This window comes from Chthonomonas sp. (assembly GCA_016788115.1).
Classification (GTDB): Bacteria; Armatimonadota; Fimbriimonadia; order Fimbriimonadales; family Fimbriimonadaceae; genus UBA2391.
Map to the genome: position 1 here is coordinate 97,163 of JAEURR010000008.1, position 17,713 is coordinate 114,875.

The 17,713-nt window shown below is 59.2% G+C and carries 20 protein-coding genes; 13 read left to right on the forward strand and 7 right to left on the reverse strand.

Annotation, left to right across the window (positions count from 1 at the left end; genetic code table 11):
• Positions 1-17 precede the first annotated feature (17 nt).
• The gene (locus tag JNM85_09865) at positions 18-875 is read left to right on the forward strand and encodes a hypothetical protein (protein MBL8088357.1); all 858 of its coding nucleotides are present in this window, start codon (positions 18-20) and stop codon (positions 873-875) included.
• Positions 876-877: 2 nt separating this feature from the next.
• Here the strand turns inward: JNM85_09865 and JNM85_09870 are convergent, their stop codons facing one another.
• The gene (locus JNM85_09870; protein ID MBL8088358.1) at positions 878-1,156 is read right to left on the reverse strand and encodes a hypothetical protein; all 279 of its coding nucleotides are present in this window, start codon (positions 1,154-1,156) and stop codon (positions 878-880) included.
• A gap of 54 nt (positions 1,157-1,210) precedes the next feature.
• Here JNM85_09870 and JNM85_09875 point away from each other — a divergent pair, with 54 nt between their 5' ends.
• Together JNM85_09875 and JNM85_09880 are read left to right on the forward strand one after the other, a co-directional pair.
• Positions 1,211-2,026: a TerC family protein gene (locus tag JNM85_09875; GenBank protein ID MBL8088359.1), complete on the forward strand. Its 816-nt coding sequence runs from the start codon at positions 1,211-1,213 to the stop codon at positions 2,024-2,026.
• Positions 2,027-2,052: 26 nt separating this feature from the next.
• On the forward strand, positions 2,053-3,129 hold the full coding sequence (locus JNM85_09880; protein MBL8088360.1) for a Gfo/Idh/MocA family oxidoreductase: 1,077 nt from the start codon (positions 2,053-2,055) through the stop codon (positions 3,127-3,129).
• Here the strand turns inward: JNM85_09880 and JNM85_09885 are convergent.
• The 5 genes from JNM85_09885 to JNM85_09905 form a co-directional block, all read right to left on the reverse strand.
• Positions 3,126-4,589, reverse strand: a complete 1,464-nt coding sequence (locus JNM85_09885) for a glycogen synthase (GenBank protein ID MBL8088361.1) — start codon at positions 4,587-4,589, stop codon at positions 3,126-3,128. The two genes, JNM85_09880 and JNM85_09885, sit on opposite strands and share 4 nt — an antisense overlap.
• A 96-nt stretch (positions 4,590-4,685) precedes the next feature.
• Complete coding sequence (locus JNM85_09890) at positions 4,686-5,282, reverse strand: hypothetical protein (protein ID MBL8088362.1); 597 nt, start codon at positions 5,280-5,282, stop codon at positions 4,686-4,688.
• A gap of 6 nt (positions 5,283-5,288) precedes the next feature.
• On the reverse strand, positions 5,289-6,263 hold the full coding sequence (gene queG, locus JNM85_09895; GenBank protein MBL8088363.1) for a tRNA epoxyqueuosine(34) reductase QueG: 975 nt from the start codon (positions 6,261-6,263) through the stop codon (positions 5,289-5,291).
• Positions 6,230-7,048: a ribosomal RNA small subunit methyltransferase A gene (rsmA, locus tag JNM85_09900; protein MBL8088364.1), complete on the reverse strand. Its 819-nt coding sequence runs from the start codon at positions 7,046-7,048 to the stop codon at positions 6,230-6,232. The genes queG and rsmA overlap by 34 nt, the downstream gene beginning before the upstream one ends.
• The gene (locus JNM85_09905; protein ID MBL8088365.1) at positions 7,048-7,686 is read right to left on the reverse strand and encodes a G5 domain-containing protein; all 639 of its coding nucleotides are present in this window, start codon (positions 7,684-7,686) and stop codon (positions 7,048-7,050) included. The genes rsmA and JNM85_09905 overlap by 1 nt, the downstream gene beginning before the upstream one ends.
• Before the next feature lie 404 nt (positions 7,687-8,090).
• On the opposite strand from JNM85_09905, the gene JNM85_09910 reads away from it, so the two are divergent.
• Positions 8,091-9,710 (forward strand): methylcrotonoyl-CoA carboxylase, encoded by a 1,620-nt coding sequence (locus JNM85_09910; protein ID MBL8088366.1) that lies wholly within the window; start codon positions 8,091-8,093, stop codon positions 9,708-9,710.
• Positions 9,711-9,736: 26 nt separating this feature from the next.
• On the forward strand, positions 9,737-10,999 hold the full coding sequence (locus JNM85_09915) for a serine hydroxymethyltransferase (protein MBL8088367.1): 1,263 nt from the start codon (positions 9,737-9,739) through the stop codon (positions 10,997-10,999).
• A 2-nt stretch (positions 11,000-11,001) separates the two neighbouring features.
• Here JNM85_09915 and dusB read toward each other — a convergent pair whose 3' ends face one another.
• Positions 11,002-12,030 (reverse strand): tRNA dihydrouridine synthase DusB, encoded by a 1,029-nt coding sequence (dusB, locus tag JNM85_09920; protein ID MBL8088368.1) that lies wholly within the window; start codon positions 12,028-12,030, stop codon positions 11,002-11,004.
• A gap of 45 nt (positions 12,031-12,075) precedes the next feature.
• Between dusB and JNM85_09925 the strand changes: the two genes are divergently transcribed.
• The 8 genes from JNM85_09925 (at position 12,076) to atpG (ending at position 17,617) form a co-directional block, all read left to right on the forward strand.
• Positions 12,076-12,480 (forward strand): hypothetical protein, encoded by a 405-nt coding sequence (locus JNM85_09925; GenBank protein MBL8088369.1) that lies wholly within the window; start codon positions 12,076-12,078, stop codon positions 12,478-12,480.
• Positions 12,477-12,842 (forward strand): hypothetical protein, encoded by a 366-nt coding sequence (locus JNM85_09930; protein ID MBL8088370.1) that lies wholly within the window; start codon positions 12,477-12,479, stop codon positions 12,840-12,842. Before JNM85_09925 ends, JNM85_09930 begins: the two co-directional genes overlap by 4 nt.
• 17 nt (positions 12,843-12,859) lie before the next feature.
• Positions 12,860-13,627, forward strand: a complete 768-nt coding sequence (locus JNM85_09935; protein MBL8088371.1) for a F0F1 ATP synthase subunit A — start codon at positions 12,860-12,862, stop codon at positions 13,625-13,627.
• Between the two features lie 59 nt (positions 13,628-13,686).
• A complete protein-coding gene (locus JNM85_09940) occupies positions 13,687-13,890 on the forward strand; it encodes an ATP synthase F0 subunit C (protein ID MBL8088372.1) in 204 nt (67 codons plus the stop codon).
• 70 nt (positions 13,891-13,960) lie between these two features.
• Entirely contained in the window at positions 13,961-14,578 is a 618-nt protein-coding gene (gene atpF, locus JNM85_09945) for a F0F1 ATP synthase subunit B (protein ID MBL8088373.1), read from the forward strand.
• A gap of 2 nt (positions 14,579-14,580) precedes the next feature.
• Positions 14,581-15,132: an ATP synthase F1 subunit delta gene (gene atpH, locus JNM85_09950; GenBank protein ID MBL8088374.1), complete on the forward strand. Its 552-nt coding sequence runs from the start codon at positions 14,581-14,583 to the stop codon at positions 15,130-15,132.
• A 33-nt stretch (positions 15,133-15,165) separates the two neighbouring features.
• Entirely contained in the window at positions 15,166-16,695 is a 1,530-nt protein-coding gene (locus tag JNM85_09955) for a F0F1 ATP synthase subunit alpha (GenBank protein MBL8088375.1), read from the forward strand.
• A 58-nt stretch (positions 16,696-16,753) separates the two neighbouring features.
• A complete protein-coding gene (atpG, locus tag JNM85_09960) occupies positions 16,754-17,617 on the forward strand; it encodes an ATP synthase F1 subunit gamma (GenBank protein MBL8088376.1) in 864 nt (287 codons plus the stop codon).
• The last annotated feature ends 96 nt before the right edge of the window (positions 17,618-17,713 follow it).

Genomic DNA, 17,713 nt, shown 5'->3' on the forward strand with positions numbered 1-17,713 from the left:
TCAGTCATAATTGAAACATGATCGGCTCCAAGCTGCAGATTCAACTCGGCCACTCGCCTGACTCCGACGACGCTTTCATGTTTTGGGGGCTCGCCAGCGGCGAGGTCAAGACCGACTACGAGTTCACGCACATCCTGCGCGATATCCAGACTCTCAACGAGTGGGCGATGCAGGGCAAGTTGGAGTCCACCGCCATTTCTGTTCACGCCTTCGCCTACGTGGCCGACAAGTACGCGCTTTTGCGCCACGGCGGTTCGTTCGGCGACGAGTACGGTCCGATGATAGTGGCGAAGTCCGACCTCAGCAAGGAAGCGCTGGCCGATACGGTCATCGCCGTGCCCGGAAAGCTGACGAGCGCGTTCCTGCAACTCAACCTGTGGTTTGAAGAGCAGTTTGGCGCGGACGTCAAGCCAAAGTACGAAGTCGTCCCGTTTGACGAGATCATCCCTGCGATCCAAGAAGGCCGCTACGACGCCGGGCTCATCATTCACGAGGGCCAGCTGACCTTCGAGCGCGACGGGCTGGTTCTTCTCGCCGACATGGGCGTGTGGTGGAAGGGCAAGACCGGCTTGCCGTTGCCGCTAGGCGTCAACGTCGTCCGCAAGGACCTCGGTCCCGAGGCCGTCATGGAAGTCAGCCGATGCATGCGCGAGAGCATCGATGCGGGGCTGACGCACCGCGACAAGGCGTTGGTGTATGCGCTGCAGTTTGCCCGGGGAATGGACACTCAGACCAGCGACACGTTCGTGGGTATGTACGTGAACGACCGGACCCGCGACATGGGCGAAGAAGGCGTGAAAGCGATCCGCCTCTTGCTTGCCGAGGGTGCGCGCATCGGTCTCGTCCCGGCCGTGACGGTTGACGTCGTAGACTGAAGTCAGGCCTCGGCGTCGGCCGACGCGCACTTTCCGCAGGTTGGCGGGTTACCCGTGCACGCTTCGCCGTTTTTCTCGGGGCTGGCGAGCGACGCCTTGGCGGTCGGCGCATCGTTCACGTAGAACCCCGAGCCCTTGAAGAGGATCGCCGTCGGCTGGATGAGCCGCTTCACGGTGCCTTCCGCCCCGCAATCACAGTCGGTAAGCGGGTCTTCCGTGATTCGTTGGTCGACCTCAAACGTCTTTTCGCAGCTTCGGCATTCGTACAGGTACGTGGGCATGGTTTTCTTCCAGTGTCTACGGTTGATATTGTGGCAGAATAGGCCTCGATATCCATGTTTGGACAGACGTTTCAGTTCGGCGACCTTGGCGTCGTCGCAGTCCTCGTGGGGCTTGAGATCCTCCTGTCCGCGGACAATGCGCTCGTGCTTGCCGTCATGGTGCGGCACTTACCTCGTGGTCTCCAGCAACGCGCACTGCTGTACGGACTCGGTGGCGCATTCGTCTTCCGACTGCTCGCGATCCTCGCTGCCAAGTGGATTCTTGCTCTTTGGTGGCTCCAAGCGATCGGAGCGTTCTACTTGCTGCAGCTCGCCATAAAACACTTCATTCACCGTGCGGGGGACGCCGAAGGTCGCTCTTTGGCCGGACGAGGGTTCTGGGCAACCGTGGTTGCGGTGGAAATCACCGATATCGCATTCGCGGTAGATAGCGTCCTCGCTGGAGTTGCCACCATCAAAGGTGCCGACAAGCTGTGGGTGGTTTATCTGGGGGCTGTGATCGGCATTGTCGCATTGAGATTTGCCGCCACGTACTTCGTTCGGCTGATGGAGCGTTTCCCAAGTCTGGACATCATGGCGTACGTCCTCGTTGGGTGGGTGGGATGCAAGCTGGCGATGATGTCGCTCCATAATTACGGGGTCTTCGAGCGCGGGCGCGGAAATGTTCCTCTGTTCACCGTCTCCGAGATGCCAAGCTTCCTGTTCTGGTCGGTATTGGGCCTCATTGCGCTGGGCGGGAGCTTGTACGCAGCGCGGCATCCGGCCGCGGTGGAAGAAAACACCCCGGAGACCGGCGCAGAAGAAGTCAAGGTCCTCTTTGAGGGTCGCACCGTCGCCCCCGATCCGGAATCGGTGCGCGAGGGTCACTGACCATTCGGTAACCTCGCGTTGAGGTTATGGCAAAGAAACTGAAGATCGGACTTATAGGTGCCGGTGGCATCGCCCAGATGGCGCACATGCCTGGGTACCAGACCGCGAGCGACATGTGTGAAATGGTCGCCGCCGCGGACCCCAACCCTGCGACGCTCGCAATTGCCAAGGAGAAATTTGGCATCGAACGGCATTACTCGGACTACCATGAGATGCTCGAAAAGGAACAGCTCGATGCGGTCTCAGTGACGACTCCGAACGTGTTCCACCGACAGCCCACCTTAGACGCTCTCCGTGCGGGTTGCCACGTCATGTGCGAAAAGCCGCTCGCGATGAATGCGGAAGAGGGGAAGGAGATGTGCCGCGTCGCCCGAGAGCAAGGCAAGCTACTCCAAGTAGGGCTGCAAAGTCGCTTCAGCGCCCCCGCTCGGTTCCTGAAGAACTTCATCGACCACGGTCATATGGGCGACATCCAGTACGCGCGAGCGAAGGCTCTGCGCCGCCGGGGTGTCCCGCACTGGGGCGTCTTCATCGACAAGGAGAAGCAGGGCGGCGGACCGCTGATCGACATCGGCGTACACATCCTGGACCTGACGCTCTTCATGATGGGTTACCCCAAGCCAACGGTGGCGACCGGACGCACGTGGAACACCCTAGGGACGAACCCCGAAATCCGAAACATGTGGGGCGACTACGATCGGTCCAAGTTCACCGTCGAGGATTTTGCCGTCGGCATGGTCCGATTCGAGAACGGCGCTGTGGTCACGCTTGAGAGCTCGTTCATGGCGAACATGGAAGGGGACCCATTTGAGAGTCAGCTGTTCGGAACGAAGGCGGGAGCGACCATTCGCGTCTGGGACAAAGAGAACCCGCTGAAGATCTTCAAGGAAGTCGACCAGCAGTACTTCGACATGACCCCTGTGGGGATGCAGTCTGTGGAGTCGATGCACTGGGACTCGGTCAAGAGTTTCGTCCAAGCGATCCACGACGGCACTCCGTCCCCCGTTCCCGGCGAACAGGCGCTTGTCTTGAACGCCGTATTCGACGCGCTCTATAAGAGCAGCGAGACCGGACACGAAGTGCCAGTGGACGTCAGCTTCTAGCCGCGCGCGCCGACGATGGAGGCGCCCTTACGCAGTGCGAGGGCGTCTTCGTACATCTTCACGTACTCCTTGGCCGGTAGATTCCAGGTGTAGTCGCCAGTCATGCCTGCGCGGACCAACTTTGTCCAGGTCTCTTTGTCATTGAACGCGGTGAGCGCACGCTGGATCGCATCGTAAAGTTCGCGCGGACCCTTTTCGTCGTAGGTGAATCCGTTCTGCCCTTCGAACACGGTGTTCGCGAGGCCGCCCGTCGTGCGGGCCACTGGCACTGACCCGTAGCGAAAGGCGATCATTTGACCCAAGCCGCAGGGCTCGAAGTTGCTAGGCATCAGGAACACGTCTGATCCGGCATAGACGCGCTGGGCAAGCTCCGCGTCGTACCGCTCGATGAACCGGACGTTTGCGGGCCACTCCTTCTCAAAAAGACGGAGCTGCTCGGCGGCCCAAGGATCTCCTACCGCCAAAACCACCAACTGGCTCGGACGATCTAGCCACCCGTATGCGCCTCGAAAGACATGCTCAAACCCCTTCTGGTTGCTCAGCCGGGTGACCATGGCGACGATGGGAGTTTCGGCTTCCTCGGTTAGGTCCAATTCCTTCTGCAATGCGGTCTTGCACTCGGCCTTACCGGACAGATCGTCAGCTGAGTAGTTCTTCGCGATGTACGGGTCCGTGGTCGGGTTGAAGAAATCAGTATCGATTCCGTTCAGAATTCCGCGGAGGCGTCCCAGTTTGGAGAGGTCGCGCATAAGTCCCCACTGGCGACAGCCGTACTCTTCCGTCTGGATCTCCTCGCTGTAGCGTGGACTGACGGTGTTCACTTGATCGGCGAAGACGCACCCAGACTTTAAGAAGTTGACTCCGCCGAACGTCTCCAACTGGTGCATGTTGAAGAGCTTCTGCGAAAGGTCCACCACGTCCAGGGTGTCTCGGCCGAACTCGCCTTGGTAAGCCAGGTTGTGAATGGTGTAGACGCACGCGGTGTGCTTCCACTTCTCGCCACCGAGTTCGCGGAGCATGACCGGCAGGAAGCCAGTGTGCCAGTCGTTGCAGTGGATGACGTCCGGGATCCACCCCGCCTGCTCGCATGCCTCCAGGATCGCTTTGGACCAGTACAGGTACGCATCGCGAGTCGGCGAATACAGATCCTCGCTGCGCGCGATCTTGTCGAAGAGACCACCGCCGCCGACGAGCCAAACAGGAACTCCATCGTGGTCGGTCTCATGCAAGGTGGTCGGGACGGTCCAGTCTCCTCGCACTTTGACCTTGAACGGCGCAACGACCGGTGTGACTTTCAGCGCCGAATCGTTCAGTACCATGCCGTAGTTCGGCATGACGATGCGCGCGTCGTGCCCCTGGGTCCGTAGCGCCTTTGGCAAAGATGCCGCGACATCAGCGAGCCCTCCGACTTTGGCGAACGGTGCGACTTCAACGGAGACGATCAGTACTTTTAGACCCATAAGCGGAATTCTCAACCCCAAGTGCTACGCGGCACTCCCTCATGGAGTCGGCGCGGGAACGGGAAATGTTCCTCGGCATTGATACCTGACCCAGGATTAGATTAGGGGCATCGACATGCGATGCGCATTGGGCAGTTCGCTTAGTCCTCGTGAAAGCCGCGCTCCCAGTTCACGGTTGGCTACAGTGACTTGCTCCGCATCCAGCCACAAGACGGCCAATGTCTGCGGGCTCCACAGGTTGCCACACAGTCGCGCCATGAAGTCACGCACGGCAGGCAAATCCGTCGGCGCAACTTCGGACCAGCAAGAAATTGTCAAGTTCGCCAAGTGGTTGGACCATGCCGTGGCGAGCTCCTCAGATTCGTACGTCTTGGCGTACTTCTCAGGACGGCTTACGTAAGGAAGACCGGCCTCACCGATTGTGAAACGCCTGCCATGACACTCGAACTCGTAGACGTGTTGCGATACAGATCGGAGTTCGACATTGACGCTGGGGTCAATGAGTTTGAGCGCGCCTGTGACCGACTTCGCGCTCAGAAAGTTCGGGCTCTGCAGGAGCGCCACCAGGCTCAGCTTGTTAGGTGGGACCGCCTTAGAGCGCTTGGAAGCCATGCCCGCCCGGATCATCGGGACGATCGTAAACATGAACACCAAGAAGGAGCCGACGAACGTGATGAGCATTTTTGGAGGCATAGGGCTTCATCCATTGTGATCGCTTTTGCCTGACTGGCGCAGGTTCAGCGCTGCATTGCGTTTCCACTGCACGTGCGACGCCCGTCGAGTCGCAGAGCCGCGGGTCGCCTGATCCCACTCTTCATGGCTCCAGATCGCAATCTCGGCCAGCGATGGCCATGCTCGTCGTTTCAGAAAGTCTGGTTCCTGGGTGGCAGCTGCCCTCAACGGATGGTGCTCGCGAGGTGAATTGAACGGACACACCTCTTGGCAGATGTCGCAGCCGTACGTCCACTCCGCCAAGGCGGGCTCAAGAGCAGGGTCCACCCCGTCTCGATGCTCGATCGTGAGGTAGCTGATGCACCGCCGACTGTCCACCGTCCATCGCCCGTCGAGTTGCACGATCGCCCCGGTGGGGCACGCATCGATGCACACGCGACATGCTCCGCAGCCGCCTGGATCGGGGGTGTCGTACTCAAGGCAGGCCGAGGTCAGGAGTGCGCCGAGGAACATCCAGCTTCCCCGTCGGGTGTTGATCAGGCAGCTATTCTTCCCGATCCAGCCGATGCCAGCACGGACCGCGAACTCACGCTCGAAGAGTGGGGCCGTGTCCACGCAGGGCCGAACTTCTACGCTCGGTTCGGCCTCCTGCAGCGCGGCTCCGAGTGCACTTAGTTTGCCCCGCAGTACCCGATGGTAGTCGCGCCCGAGCGCATAGCGGGCGATCTTCGGTTGGCCGGGCGCATGCTGCACTGGCACGTAGTAGTTCAGTCCAACCATCACCACGGATCGCGCTGAAGCTAAGACGTGCCGCGGTTCCGAGCGCAGCGCCGCGGAGCGTGGAAGGAACTCCATCGTCCCGTGGAAACCTGCGGCGAGCCACTTCTCGAAGAATGGCGAAGACTGAGCCGGGTCGGCGGGGCATATCCCAACCAGCTCAAAGCCGAGCGCATGTGCTTTGGCTTTGACTAGGCCCGCAAGCTCCGATGGATCGCCCGCCATTGGTCCATTGTAATCTGGTGCGGTCGAATCCCGGGTGAGAGTTCGAGCTGTCGCAGCATAGTCTCCAGTTCTGCGCGGGTAGCGTATCCGCTTAGATTGTTTAGCAACGTTTTCCTCGGCTGACCAAACGCGGCGCGGATGAGCTTGAAGAAGGACGATTCGGCGGCAGGGTCCAGATCTAGGTCGCGCGGAACGAAGCGCAACACCACGCTCTGCACGTTGGGAGGGGGGTAGAACGCCCCGCTCGGGGCATCGATCACTTTGCTGATCTCGAACTGAGACTGCAGGAAAATGGACAGCGAGCCGCATTCGCGCTGGCCAGGCCTGGCCAGAATCCGTTTTCCGACCTCAAGCTGCATCATGAGGACCATTTTCGTCACTGACTTCCGTCGATTTGCAAAGGCGGTCAGTAGCGGGCCTGTGATGTTGTAGGGCATGTTGCTGACGATCATCCTGGGCTCGGGCAATTCGCTGAGGGGCACCGCTAGGTCGGCGCGCAGCGCGTCCTCAAACCGGACTTCGGCCCTTGGGGCGGACTCAGACAGGGCGGACACCGCGATGGGGTCGATTTCGTAGGCGATGACCGTTGCGCCCTCGCTCAGCGAACGGGTTAAGACTCCCGGCCCGGGACCGACTTCCAAGATGCCCGCCGCGCCACGCGCTTCCAAAAGGATCGCATCGACGACCTTAGACGAGATCAAAAAATGCTGGCCCCACTTCTTCGTCGGCTTGAGGCCGTGACGTTGAAGGAGAGCCAGCAGTACGTCAGGTTGAGTGAGATCCACTATCGAGCTAGGATGTGAATCTTTACTTTGCGCCGGCCCCATTGTCGGACCTTTGCATGATCTTCAATGCAGACATCGATCTTTTTGCCCTTGATCGCTCCGCCCGTGTCGCAGGCATAGGCAAACCCATAGCCTTCTACAAAGACGTGAGTTCCCAGGGGGATCACCTTAGGATCCACCGCGATGACGCCGTATTTGGCGGGCAATCCCATGCGCGTTTTGAATGTGGGGTTCTTGAGCCCTGCGCTGGGGTGATAGGCCGTCGCCTCGACGATCATCGTCTTGCGACCCATGAAACTGCCTCGGTCGGTCTTGAAGCCGTCTTTACCCATCGACATGATGATGGGGACTGCTTCGACCCGGACGGTCTCGATTTCCTCACGCTTCAGGATTTTGCCTTCGGAATCCCGAATCACCTTGAATGTAGTGGTGATACTTCCCGGCACGCCCTCTTGCGTCTTCACAACACGGCCCTTGCCAATGTCGCGGCTAAAAACGTATTTTGTTACGACAGGGATCGGCTTTACGACCGTCTCCGTGTCGACTCTGTTTTCCGGCAACTCCTGGAATATCGCGCTACCTGTACCGACCAAGAGCGCGCCAGCCAAGATGCCAGCGATCAGTTTGCTTGTACGCATACGGTTGACCTCCTTTTGCGTTTTGCTGACCCAGAACGTACCTTCGCCCTGGCGGCGATTTCAACTCTGAGTCGGTCATGGGGGCCCTTGCGGGTCGGGCGCTCGAACCTGAACACCGAGTTGGTACCCAAACAAAATTGTCGGGATTCACGCGGAGAAAGCGATCCTTTTGAACCTGACTCGTTGGATTTGCACGATTTTCTTTGTCGGTTGCGATGAATAGCGCAATATCCAGATACTTGCCGAAGGAACTTATGTCTTTGCGCTGATGTATGAATACGTGTCGCTCATCAAAGAGCCAAACGACTTTAGAACAGCAAAACGACAAGCACAAGACCTATCATAGCCCCTCGCTCAAAGCGGGGGGCATTTTTTTGTGAGGCCTTCGGTATGCTCCGAACTGTATGGAGCCGATTCATTCGAATGTCCACTTGCTCGACGATGAGCACCGTGCAAACCGCGCGGCGATGGACACGGTGCTGGACGAGTTTCGATCGGCCACGCGTACCGCACTGCTTGGGGGCGGAGAAGCGCTCATTGCGAAGCATAAGGGTCGTGGCAAGCTCCTAGCTCGAGAGCGGATTGATGCGCTCCTCGATGACGGTTCACCCTTCTTAGAGTTTTCAACGCTGGCGGCAACCGGCATGTACGATGGGGGCGCGCCGGGGGCGGGCCTGGTCACCGGGATTGGGCGAGTACACGGCCGCGAAGTCCTGATCGTTGCAAACGATGCGACGGTGAAAGGGGGCACTTACTTCCCGATCACCGTGAAGAAGCACCTTCGGGCCCAAGAGATCGCGCTCGAGAATCACCTCCCCTGCATCTATCTTGTGGACTCAGGAGGGGCATTTTTGCCGCTGCAGGCTGAGGTTTTTCCGGACAAGGACCACTTCGGACGCATCTTCTATAACCAGGCGAACCTAAGTGCAGCTGGCATCCCCCAGATCGCGAGTGTGATGGGATCGTGCACCGCGGGGGGCGCATACGTCCCCGCCATGAGCGACGAGGCCGTGATCGTCAAGGAGCAAGGCACGATTTTCCTGGGAGGCCCGCCGCTCGTGAAAGCAGCAACCGGGGAAAACGTCACCGCCGAGGAGCTCGGTGGGGCCGACGTGCACACACGGCTCAGTGGCGTTGCCGACCATCTGGCCGAAGACGATGCCCACGCTCTCCAGATCGTGCGCAACATCGTGGAGTCGCTTGGACCCAAGAGACGCGACCTGAGCATTGAAGCGAGCGACGTCGCTTCGGAAGATCCCCTCTACGACCCAGTGGATTTGTACTCGCTCGTCCCCTCGGATTCAAAGCAGCCGATGGCGATGCGCGAGGTATTGGCCCGAGTGCTCGATGGCTCGAAACTTCACGAGTTCAAAGCGAACTACGGCAAGACTCTGATCTGTGGATTCGCCCGATTCCACGGTCACATGGCCGGAATCATCGCCAATGACGGCATCTTGTTCAGCGAGTCGTCGCTCAAGGGCGCGCACTTCATTGAACTGTGTTGCCAACGAGGGATCCCGATCGTGTTCTTCCAGAACATCACGGGCTTTATGGTCGGCAAAAAGTATGAGAACGAGGGGATCGCCAAGAACGGCGCGAAGCTCGTGACGGCGGTTTCGACCGCGACGGTGCCAAAGTTCACTGTGATCGTCGGTGGTAGCTACGGAGCAGGGAATTACGGAATGTGCGGACGTGCATTTGGTCCGCGCCAGCTCTGGATGTGGCCCAATGCGCGGATAAGCGTCATGGGCGGCGAGCAGGCGGCCAACGTCCTCCTCACCGTCAAGCTGGATCAAATGGCCTCGGAAGGCAAGGAAGCGATGACCGCCGACGAGCAGACCGAATTCAAGGCACCGACCCTCGCCAAGTACGGCACGGAGTCGAGCGCATTCTATTCAACCGCTCGGATCTGGGATGACGGCATTATCGACCCGGTAGACACCCGGCGCGTACTGGCCCTCGGGATTGAGGTGGCACGTAACGCTCCGCCGCAGCCAGCCGGATTCTCGCTGTTCCGCATGTAGCTTCGGGGCCATAATAGGCCATGGCCATGACCTCGTTGAATCGACACCGAGCCCCGCTGCAGGACATCGACCCCGCCATCGCGGACCTGATTCAACGGGAGGAACTGCGCCAGGAGAACAATCTTGAGCTCATTGCGAGCGAGAACATTGCGAGCCTAGCCGTGCGCCAGACGATGATGTCCGTGCTAACGGACAAGTACGCGGAAGGGTATCCCGGGAAGCGCTACTACGGTGGCTGCGAAGTCGTCGATGAAGTCGAGAACCTGGCCATCACCCGTGCTGCTGCGCTTTACGGATCGAAGTTCGTCAACGTTCAGCCCCACAGCGGAGCTCAGGCGAACATGGCCGTGTACTTCGCTTTCATGAAGCCGGGCGATACGCTGATGGCGATGAACCTGGCCCACGGCGGGCACCTCACCCACGGTTCACCCGTGAACTTCAGCGGTCAGATGTACAACATCGTGCCCTACGGGGTCAGGGAGGGGACCGAGGTCATCGACTATGACGCACTGCGTGCCGCCGCTCGCGAGCACCGACCTAAGATTATCGTGAGCGGCGCGACCGCCTACTCCCGGCAGTTCGACTTTGCCGCATTCCGCGAAATCGCTGACGAGGTGGGAGCGCTCCACATGTGCGACATGTCGCACTATAGCGGGCTCATCGCCGCGGGTGAGTATCCCAACCCGGTCCCGCACTGCGACGTGGTTACTTCAACGACGCACAAGTCGATCCGCGGTCCTCGAGGCGGCATGATCCTGTGGAACAACGAGGAGTACTCCAAGCCTCTGCAGATGAGTGTTTTCCCCGGAATTCAAGGCGGCCCCCTGATGCACGTTATCGCGGGCAAAGCCGTGGCGTTCCTCGAAGCTAGCCGACCGGAGTTCCGTACCTACCAAGCGCAAATCCGCAAGAATGCAGCCGCGCTCGCTGCCGCGATGGGCGACGAGGGGTTCCGGATCGTAAGCGGCGGCACAGACTCGCACCTGATGCTGGTTGATCTGCGACCCTACGGTGTAAATGGCAAGGTCGCTCAGCACGTGCTCGACGTCGCGAGCATCACCACCAATAAGAATTCAATCCCATACGATCCGGAGAAGCCGTTTGTGACCTCGGGCATTCGCTTGGGCACCCCGGCAGTGACAACACGTAGCATGGTCGAGTCGGACATGCGTACGATTGCAAGCTGCATTGCGAAAGCGCTCCGCGGTTGGGAAGATGAAGCCGTTCTGGCCGAAGTGAAGGCGTCCGTGCACGAGTTGACGGCACGGTATCCCATCCACAACGTCTGAATCTAGTGCGCAGTGGCGAACGCAAACTCGCTGAGCATGTCTTCGAGCTCGGCCAGCGTGTTGCACTGAGTAATTCTCGCGCGCAAGGCTGGAGCGCCCGGCTCCCCCTTGATGTAAAGGGGGAGTTGACCGCGTAGCGCACGGATCGCCCGCAGTTCTGCGCCCGCAAACTCGGTTGGTTCGATCTCCTCGAATTCGAAGACTTCGGCTTCAGCGGCGATCATCCATCGAGCGTGACGTAGAGCGGTTTCGATTCGTTCGCCGAGGACCGGGGCAGGTGGCTCGGGCTCCCCGGTCAGGGCGCAACGGATTGACCGCATGGCCCAAGGGTTCGCGATAGCGGCTCGCCCGACCATGACCCCATCGCAACCAGTTTCGGCGAGCATCCGGACCGCGTCTGCGCCCGTCCGCACATCCCCGTTGCCAATGAGCGGGACCTGAACGGCTTCGCGCATCGCTCGGATCAGGTTCCAGTCGGCTTCGCCATCGAACCCTTGTTTGGCAAATCGCGCATGGAGGGTGATCATTTGCGCACCGGCGTCCTGGAATCGACGAGCGAGGTCGGGTGCAGCGAACTGAGAATGCTCCCATCCAGCGCGGACCTTGACGGTAACGGGGACTGGGACGGCCCTCACCACCGCCTCTACAATTTTGACTGCGGCCTCGGGGTCCTTGAGCAGGGCGGCACCCGAGCCGGTCTTGCACACCTTGGGGACCCAGCACCCCATGTTGATGTCGATGAGGTCCGCTCCCATTTCGTGGGCGATGCGCGCCGTCTCAGCCATGATGTCCGGCTGCGATCCGAAGATCTGGATGCCAAGAGGGCGCTCGTCCGGGTGGATCCGCATCTTCTTGAGCGTCTTATGCGCGCCGTAATGGACCGCCATTGCGCTCACGAACTCGGTGAACATGAGACCGGGTCGCGCGATCTCGTGGGTGAGCCGACGCATGGCGATGTTGCTCACATCCTCCATAGGCGCGAGCAGCAGCGGCGGGTCTATTCGTATGTCACCAACTTGAAAGTGCGACACGGGGCTTTCATTGTACTAGCCCCCCGGCGGGGTTAAATGGTGGGCATGCACGACGAGTTGAATCCGCCCGAAGAGACGCCCGAAGAAGCGACGCATCGTGCCGCGCGCGAGGCCCGGGAGAAGCTGGAGGAGATTGAAGCCTCATTCAAAGGCCGGATGCAGAAACTTGAAGATCGCGCCAAGGAGAGCAGGAACAAGCGCGAAGCGGAGAAACGCGAGAAGCTCAAAGAACTGAAACAGTCGGGCGAAGACGCTCGGGGCCTTGGCATTGGAATGCAGATCGCGTACACGATTCTCGGACTCCCATTGGTTGGTTTCGTGGTAGGCATGCTTATTGACCGAAGCACCCACTCTACGGTCTGGCAGAACGCACTTGGACTCGGCGGGACGTTTCTTGGAGTCGGGGCTGCGCTCGTTCTCCTGAACCGCGAAAACAAACGCAATCCGTGAAGCCGATTCACGCCCGATGGCTTGCAGTGTTCTTGGCGGTGGCCCTGGGGCTTATCGTCGTTTGCTGGCTTCGCTGGGGCTCACTCGGAGCGCTGGGATCAGCGACGGGTGTTGTGGGAACGGGCATCAGTTTTGCGGCCATGCGGTGGGGCCTCAGTGTTCTCGGCAAGCTGATGGAATCGGGGGATGACACCCGCTCGGGAGGGTGCCTCGGAATGCTAATGCTCATGGTGAAGCTCCCGGTCGTGATCGGCCTCGGGGTCTGGATGTCGCGATTGGGTGGAGCCGCGCTGGGGTCTTTCCTTGCGGGAATGTTGCTGGTATACTTCGCTGTGATCGGCTGGGCTCACGCAACGCGCTGAACCAGCCACGATGCTGTATGGCCGACCTAAACCTCTACCAATCGCTCGTTGCCTCCGCAGAGGGAGGCGGGCACCATGGCCCCAATTTTCTTGGCCTGATGGTGTACATCCTGCTCGTAGTGGGCGTGATGTTCGGACTGATGGCCTCTGCCAAGAAGGGGCTTAACTCTCGGTTCTTCACCCGGCCTATCACTCAGAAGTTTGAGCAACTGTATCTGTTCATTGAGAACCTCTGCATTGGCATCATCGGTTCCCACGGCGCTCGATACATCCCGATGATCATGACCTTTTGGCTGGTCATTTTCATTTCGAATCTGGTAGCGCTGTTTTTCCCAACATCCCCGACGGCCGATCTTAGCTTCAACCTCGGTTTGGCGCTCATCTCCATTGCATACGTCCAGTACGAAGGGATGCGGGCGAACGGCTTCGTCGGCCACTGGCGACACTTCGCGGGTCCGAAGCTTGGACCTGCTCTGATTATCATCAACATCATGCTGTTCGGCATCGAGCTCGTCTCGGAGATGATGAAGAACCTGTCGCTGAGCCTGCGCCTGTACGGAAATATCGACGGCGGCCACCGGGCTGCCGATGCCATGACGCAGTTGAGCTCGGACTACTACATTCCACTTGGAGCGTTCCTGCTTCCTATCAAGCTGCTCACGTGCGTGGTTCAGGCCCTTATCTTTAGCCTGCTCACTTGCGTGTATATCTCGTTGGTCACTCACCACGATGAAGGTCACGCCGACGATCAGCACGGTTCGGATGAGCTCGCAGCCGCCCACTAACAGAACGATTTTTTAACCAGAAACAAGCACTGAAACATTCGGAGGAAACTAACAAAATCATGCTATCACTCGCACTTGGAATCGCAGCTGCCGGCGTCGCAATCGGCCTTGGTCTCATTGGCTATTCGGGCCTGCAGGGTATGTCCCGACAGCCGGAAGCCATCGGTAAGCTCCAGACGGCCATGCTGATCGCACTGGCGTTCGTCGAGCTTGTCTTCCTGCTCACCGTCTTTATTGCTCCGGCTTCGTTCGGGGGCAAGTAATCCAGCTCTGGGTCGGGCGCAAGCCCGACCCACTTCATCGGACATCATCACTCATTCTCGGAACTTACGAATGACCACGAAACCTCAATCTAGTTCGCCGAACGTCTTTGTGACGGCCATCATTGGCATTGCGCTGATGGTTGGAGGCATGTTCCTATACAACCAGCACCTGCCGTATGTTGAGTCGCTGGCCAAGATGGGCGTGCCCGTCGACTTTGGTAAGACCATCGCAACGATCGGCGTGCTGCTCATCCTGTTCCCGGTCGTTCGACTGTTCTTCATCAGTCCGCTTCAAGACGCGATTTCGGGCCGCACCCACGAGTTGGAAAGGACCTTCGGGGAAGCCGATGCATTGCGCTCCGACATGGCCCAGATGAAGAAGGAGTACGAGGGTCGGCTTGCCGAAACGGAAGCTAGCGCTCGTGCACAGATTCAGGAAGAGATTCGTAAGGCTCAAGAGGTCCGACAGCAACTCATGACCGACGCCGCCGAGAAGGCCGAAGAACTGAAGAAGCGCGCGATCACCGAGATCGAAACGGAACGACAGAGGGTCCTGTCGGAGCTCCGTCTCCACGCAGTCAACCTGACGCTGGGCGCAACCGAGCAAATCCTCGGCGAGAACGTCGACGACGAGCGCAACCGCCGCCTGATCGAAGAATTTATCAAGACCGCTGAGGTGCCAGCTTAACAATGGATATGCGCGTCGCCGGCCGATACGCCAAGGCGCTCTTTCTCGCTGCTCAACATGCGGGAATCCTCGACGGCGTGAGCGATGACATCAATGGCATTGCAAACGCAATGGAAGCGGAGCCGAAGTTTCGCAAGCTGATCGAGAACCCGAACGTCACGCGAGCTGAAAAGATGCAATTGCTGGAGCGGCTCTTCAGCGATCGCACCACCGCGCTGACAATGGGCGCGCTCCGCTTGCTGCTCGAGAAGAATCGACAGCACGAGATCCTCGGCGTTCGCGAACAGTTCAATATCCTCAAGCGTGAAGCCGACCGTGTCGTGCTCGTGAGAATTACGAGTGCGCGCCCGCTGAGCAACGAGCACAAGTCCGCGGTCATCGACAAGATCGAGCGCGCGACCGGACGGCAAGTGGAAGCCACAATTGAAATGGATCCGGCCCTGATCGGCGGGATCAAAGTGGAGTACGACGGGTACGTGATGAACGGTACCGTGTCCGGGTCCCTCGGCCGACTCCGAGAGAAACTCGTTTACGATTTATTGAAGCAGGGCTAAGCCCGTAACCCATCCAGGAACACCAAAACAACCATGGCGATTCGACCGGAAGAAATTACATCGATCCTTCAACAAGAGCTTGAGAAGTTCGACCGCAAAGCGGCGACCGAACACGTCGGCACCGTTCTCCAGGTGGGTGACGGCATTGCTCGTATCTACGGGCTGCCCGACTGCCAAATGGGTGAACTTCTTGAGTTCCCCGCGGCAGGCGTATTTGGCCTCGCTCTGAACTTGGAAGAAGATTCCATCGGCGCAGTTATCATCGGCGACGACACCAAGATCAAGGAAGGCGATCCCGTCAAGGAGACTGGCCGTATTATCGAGATTCCAGTTGGCAAGGCGCTTCTTGGCCGTGTCGTGAACTCGCTGGGTCAGCCGATCGACGGCAAGGGCCCAATCGCTGCGGAAGACCATCGCCGAATTGAAGTTCTTGCTCCTGGCGTCGTGCAGCGACAGCCGGTGAAAGAACCGCTCCAGACTGGTATCAAGGCGGTCGACTCGATGATCCCCATCGGTCGTGGCCAGCGTGAGCTGATCATCGGCGACCGACAGACTGGTAAGACAAGCGTCGCTGTCGACACGATCATCAACCAGGCTTCGACCCATCAGCCGGGCGGATCACCGGTTTACACGATCTACGTCGCGATCGGTCAAAAGCTGAGTTCGGTCGCACGCGTCGTCGAGACTCTGCGCGAGACGGGCGCGATGGATCACTCCATCGTCGTTGTCGCTTCAGCATCGGACTCGAACGCCATGCAGTACCTTGCGCCATTCGCCGGTGCGACCATCGGCGAGTACTTCCGCGATTCAGGCATGCACGCTTTGGCAGTCTACGACGACCTTACCAAGCACGCACAGGCTTATCGCGCCTTGTCGCTTCTGCTACGACGCCCGCCTGGACGAGAAGCCTATCCCGGTGACGTTTTCTACCTGCACAGCCGCTTGCTGGAGCGCGCAGCCAAGCTCAGCGACGAGCTCGGAGGCGGTTCGCTCACGGCGTTGCCGATTATCGAGACCCAGGCGGGAGACGTTTCGGCGTACATTCCCACCAACGTTATCTCGATCACCGACGGTCAGATCTATCTTGAACCCGACCTCTTCTTCGCAGGCGTCCGCCCGGCGATCAACGTCGGTATCTCGGTCAGCCGCGTGGGTGGAAACGCCCAGATCAAGGCAATGAAGAGCGTCGCTGGTAAATTGAAGCTCGAAATGGCGCAGTACCGCGACGTGGCCGCCTTCGCTCAGTTCGCGAGCGACTTGGACCGAGCGACCCAATTGCAGCTGCTCCGCGGTCAGAAGCTCACCGAGCTCCTGAAGCAGGGTCTTGCGAATCCATACAGCGTCATCGACCAGGTTGTACTCATCTACGCGGGCACGAACGGCGTCTTTGACGAAGTGGCCTCGGACAAGATCCCTGCTTTCGAAAAGCACGTACTTTCGACGATTCACGACAAGTACCCTGACGTGGTAGAGGAGCTTGTTCAGACCTCGGCCATGAGCGGCGGCATCGAAGAGAAGCTCAAGAAGGCTTACGCCGACGCCCACAGCTCGTTCGCTGGCTAGTCCCTCGTATTCTGGGCGGGTCATCCGATTCGCCCAGAGTCACCTCTAATCTCATTTCATGGCTACCCTTAAGCAAATTCGACAAAGAATCCGTTCCGCCAAGAACATCCGCCAGATCACTCGCGCGATGAAGCTTGTTGCGGCTGCGCGACTCAAGAAGGCTCAAGATCGAGTGCTGGAAGCGCGACCGTACAGCGACAAGATGCGAGAGTTCATGATGAGCGTGGGTGGTGGCGGCAGCTTGCCTAAGCACCCGTTGCTGGAGAAGCGTGAAACCAAGAACATCGCGGTGATTGTGGTGAGCGCCGAACGCGGCCTGGCGGGATCGTACAACACCAACATCATCCGCCGAGCCGGAGATTTCATCAAGGAGCAGACCGTCCCGGTCAAGCTCCTCGCCGTAGGAAAGAAGGGGAACCTGTTCTTTGGCAAGCGCGGCTACGATATGGTGGGTAGCCACACCATCAGCAGCAGCGGTGCATCTTACCAGGACGCCGTTGCGGTAACCAAGATGGCCACCGAGATGTACACGAGCGGGGCCGTGGATGCGGTCTACATCGTCTACGCAAAGTTCTACTCTGCAATCCGACAAGTGCCTCAGGTGGTGCAGTTGCTCCCGATCGAGCCGCCGAGTGCCGAAGAGGCAGCGAGTGGTGCCAAGAAGGACTACAAGTTCGAACCTTCGGCCGCTGAACTACTCGGAATCCTCTTGCCGAAGTATGTCCTCACGCTGATGTACCAGTCACTGCTGGAATCGACTGCGTCGGAGTTCGGCTCGCGCATGACAGCGATGACCAGCGCGACGGACAATGCCGGAAAGATGATCGACGCTCTCACGCTCAGAGCGAACCGCGAGCGGCAGGCTTCGATCACCAAGGAGATTCTAGAAGTCGTCGGCGGTGCAGAAGCGCTGAACGGCTAGTCCACGCAAAACTCGAATCGTACAGGCACTCTCCCGTCGGAGGGTGCCTGTTTTCATACCAGGATCGCCGGTGAGCTCTAAACCCAGAACAATTGC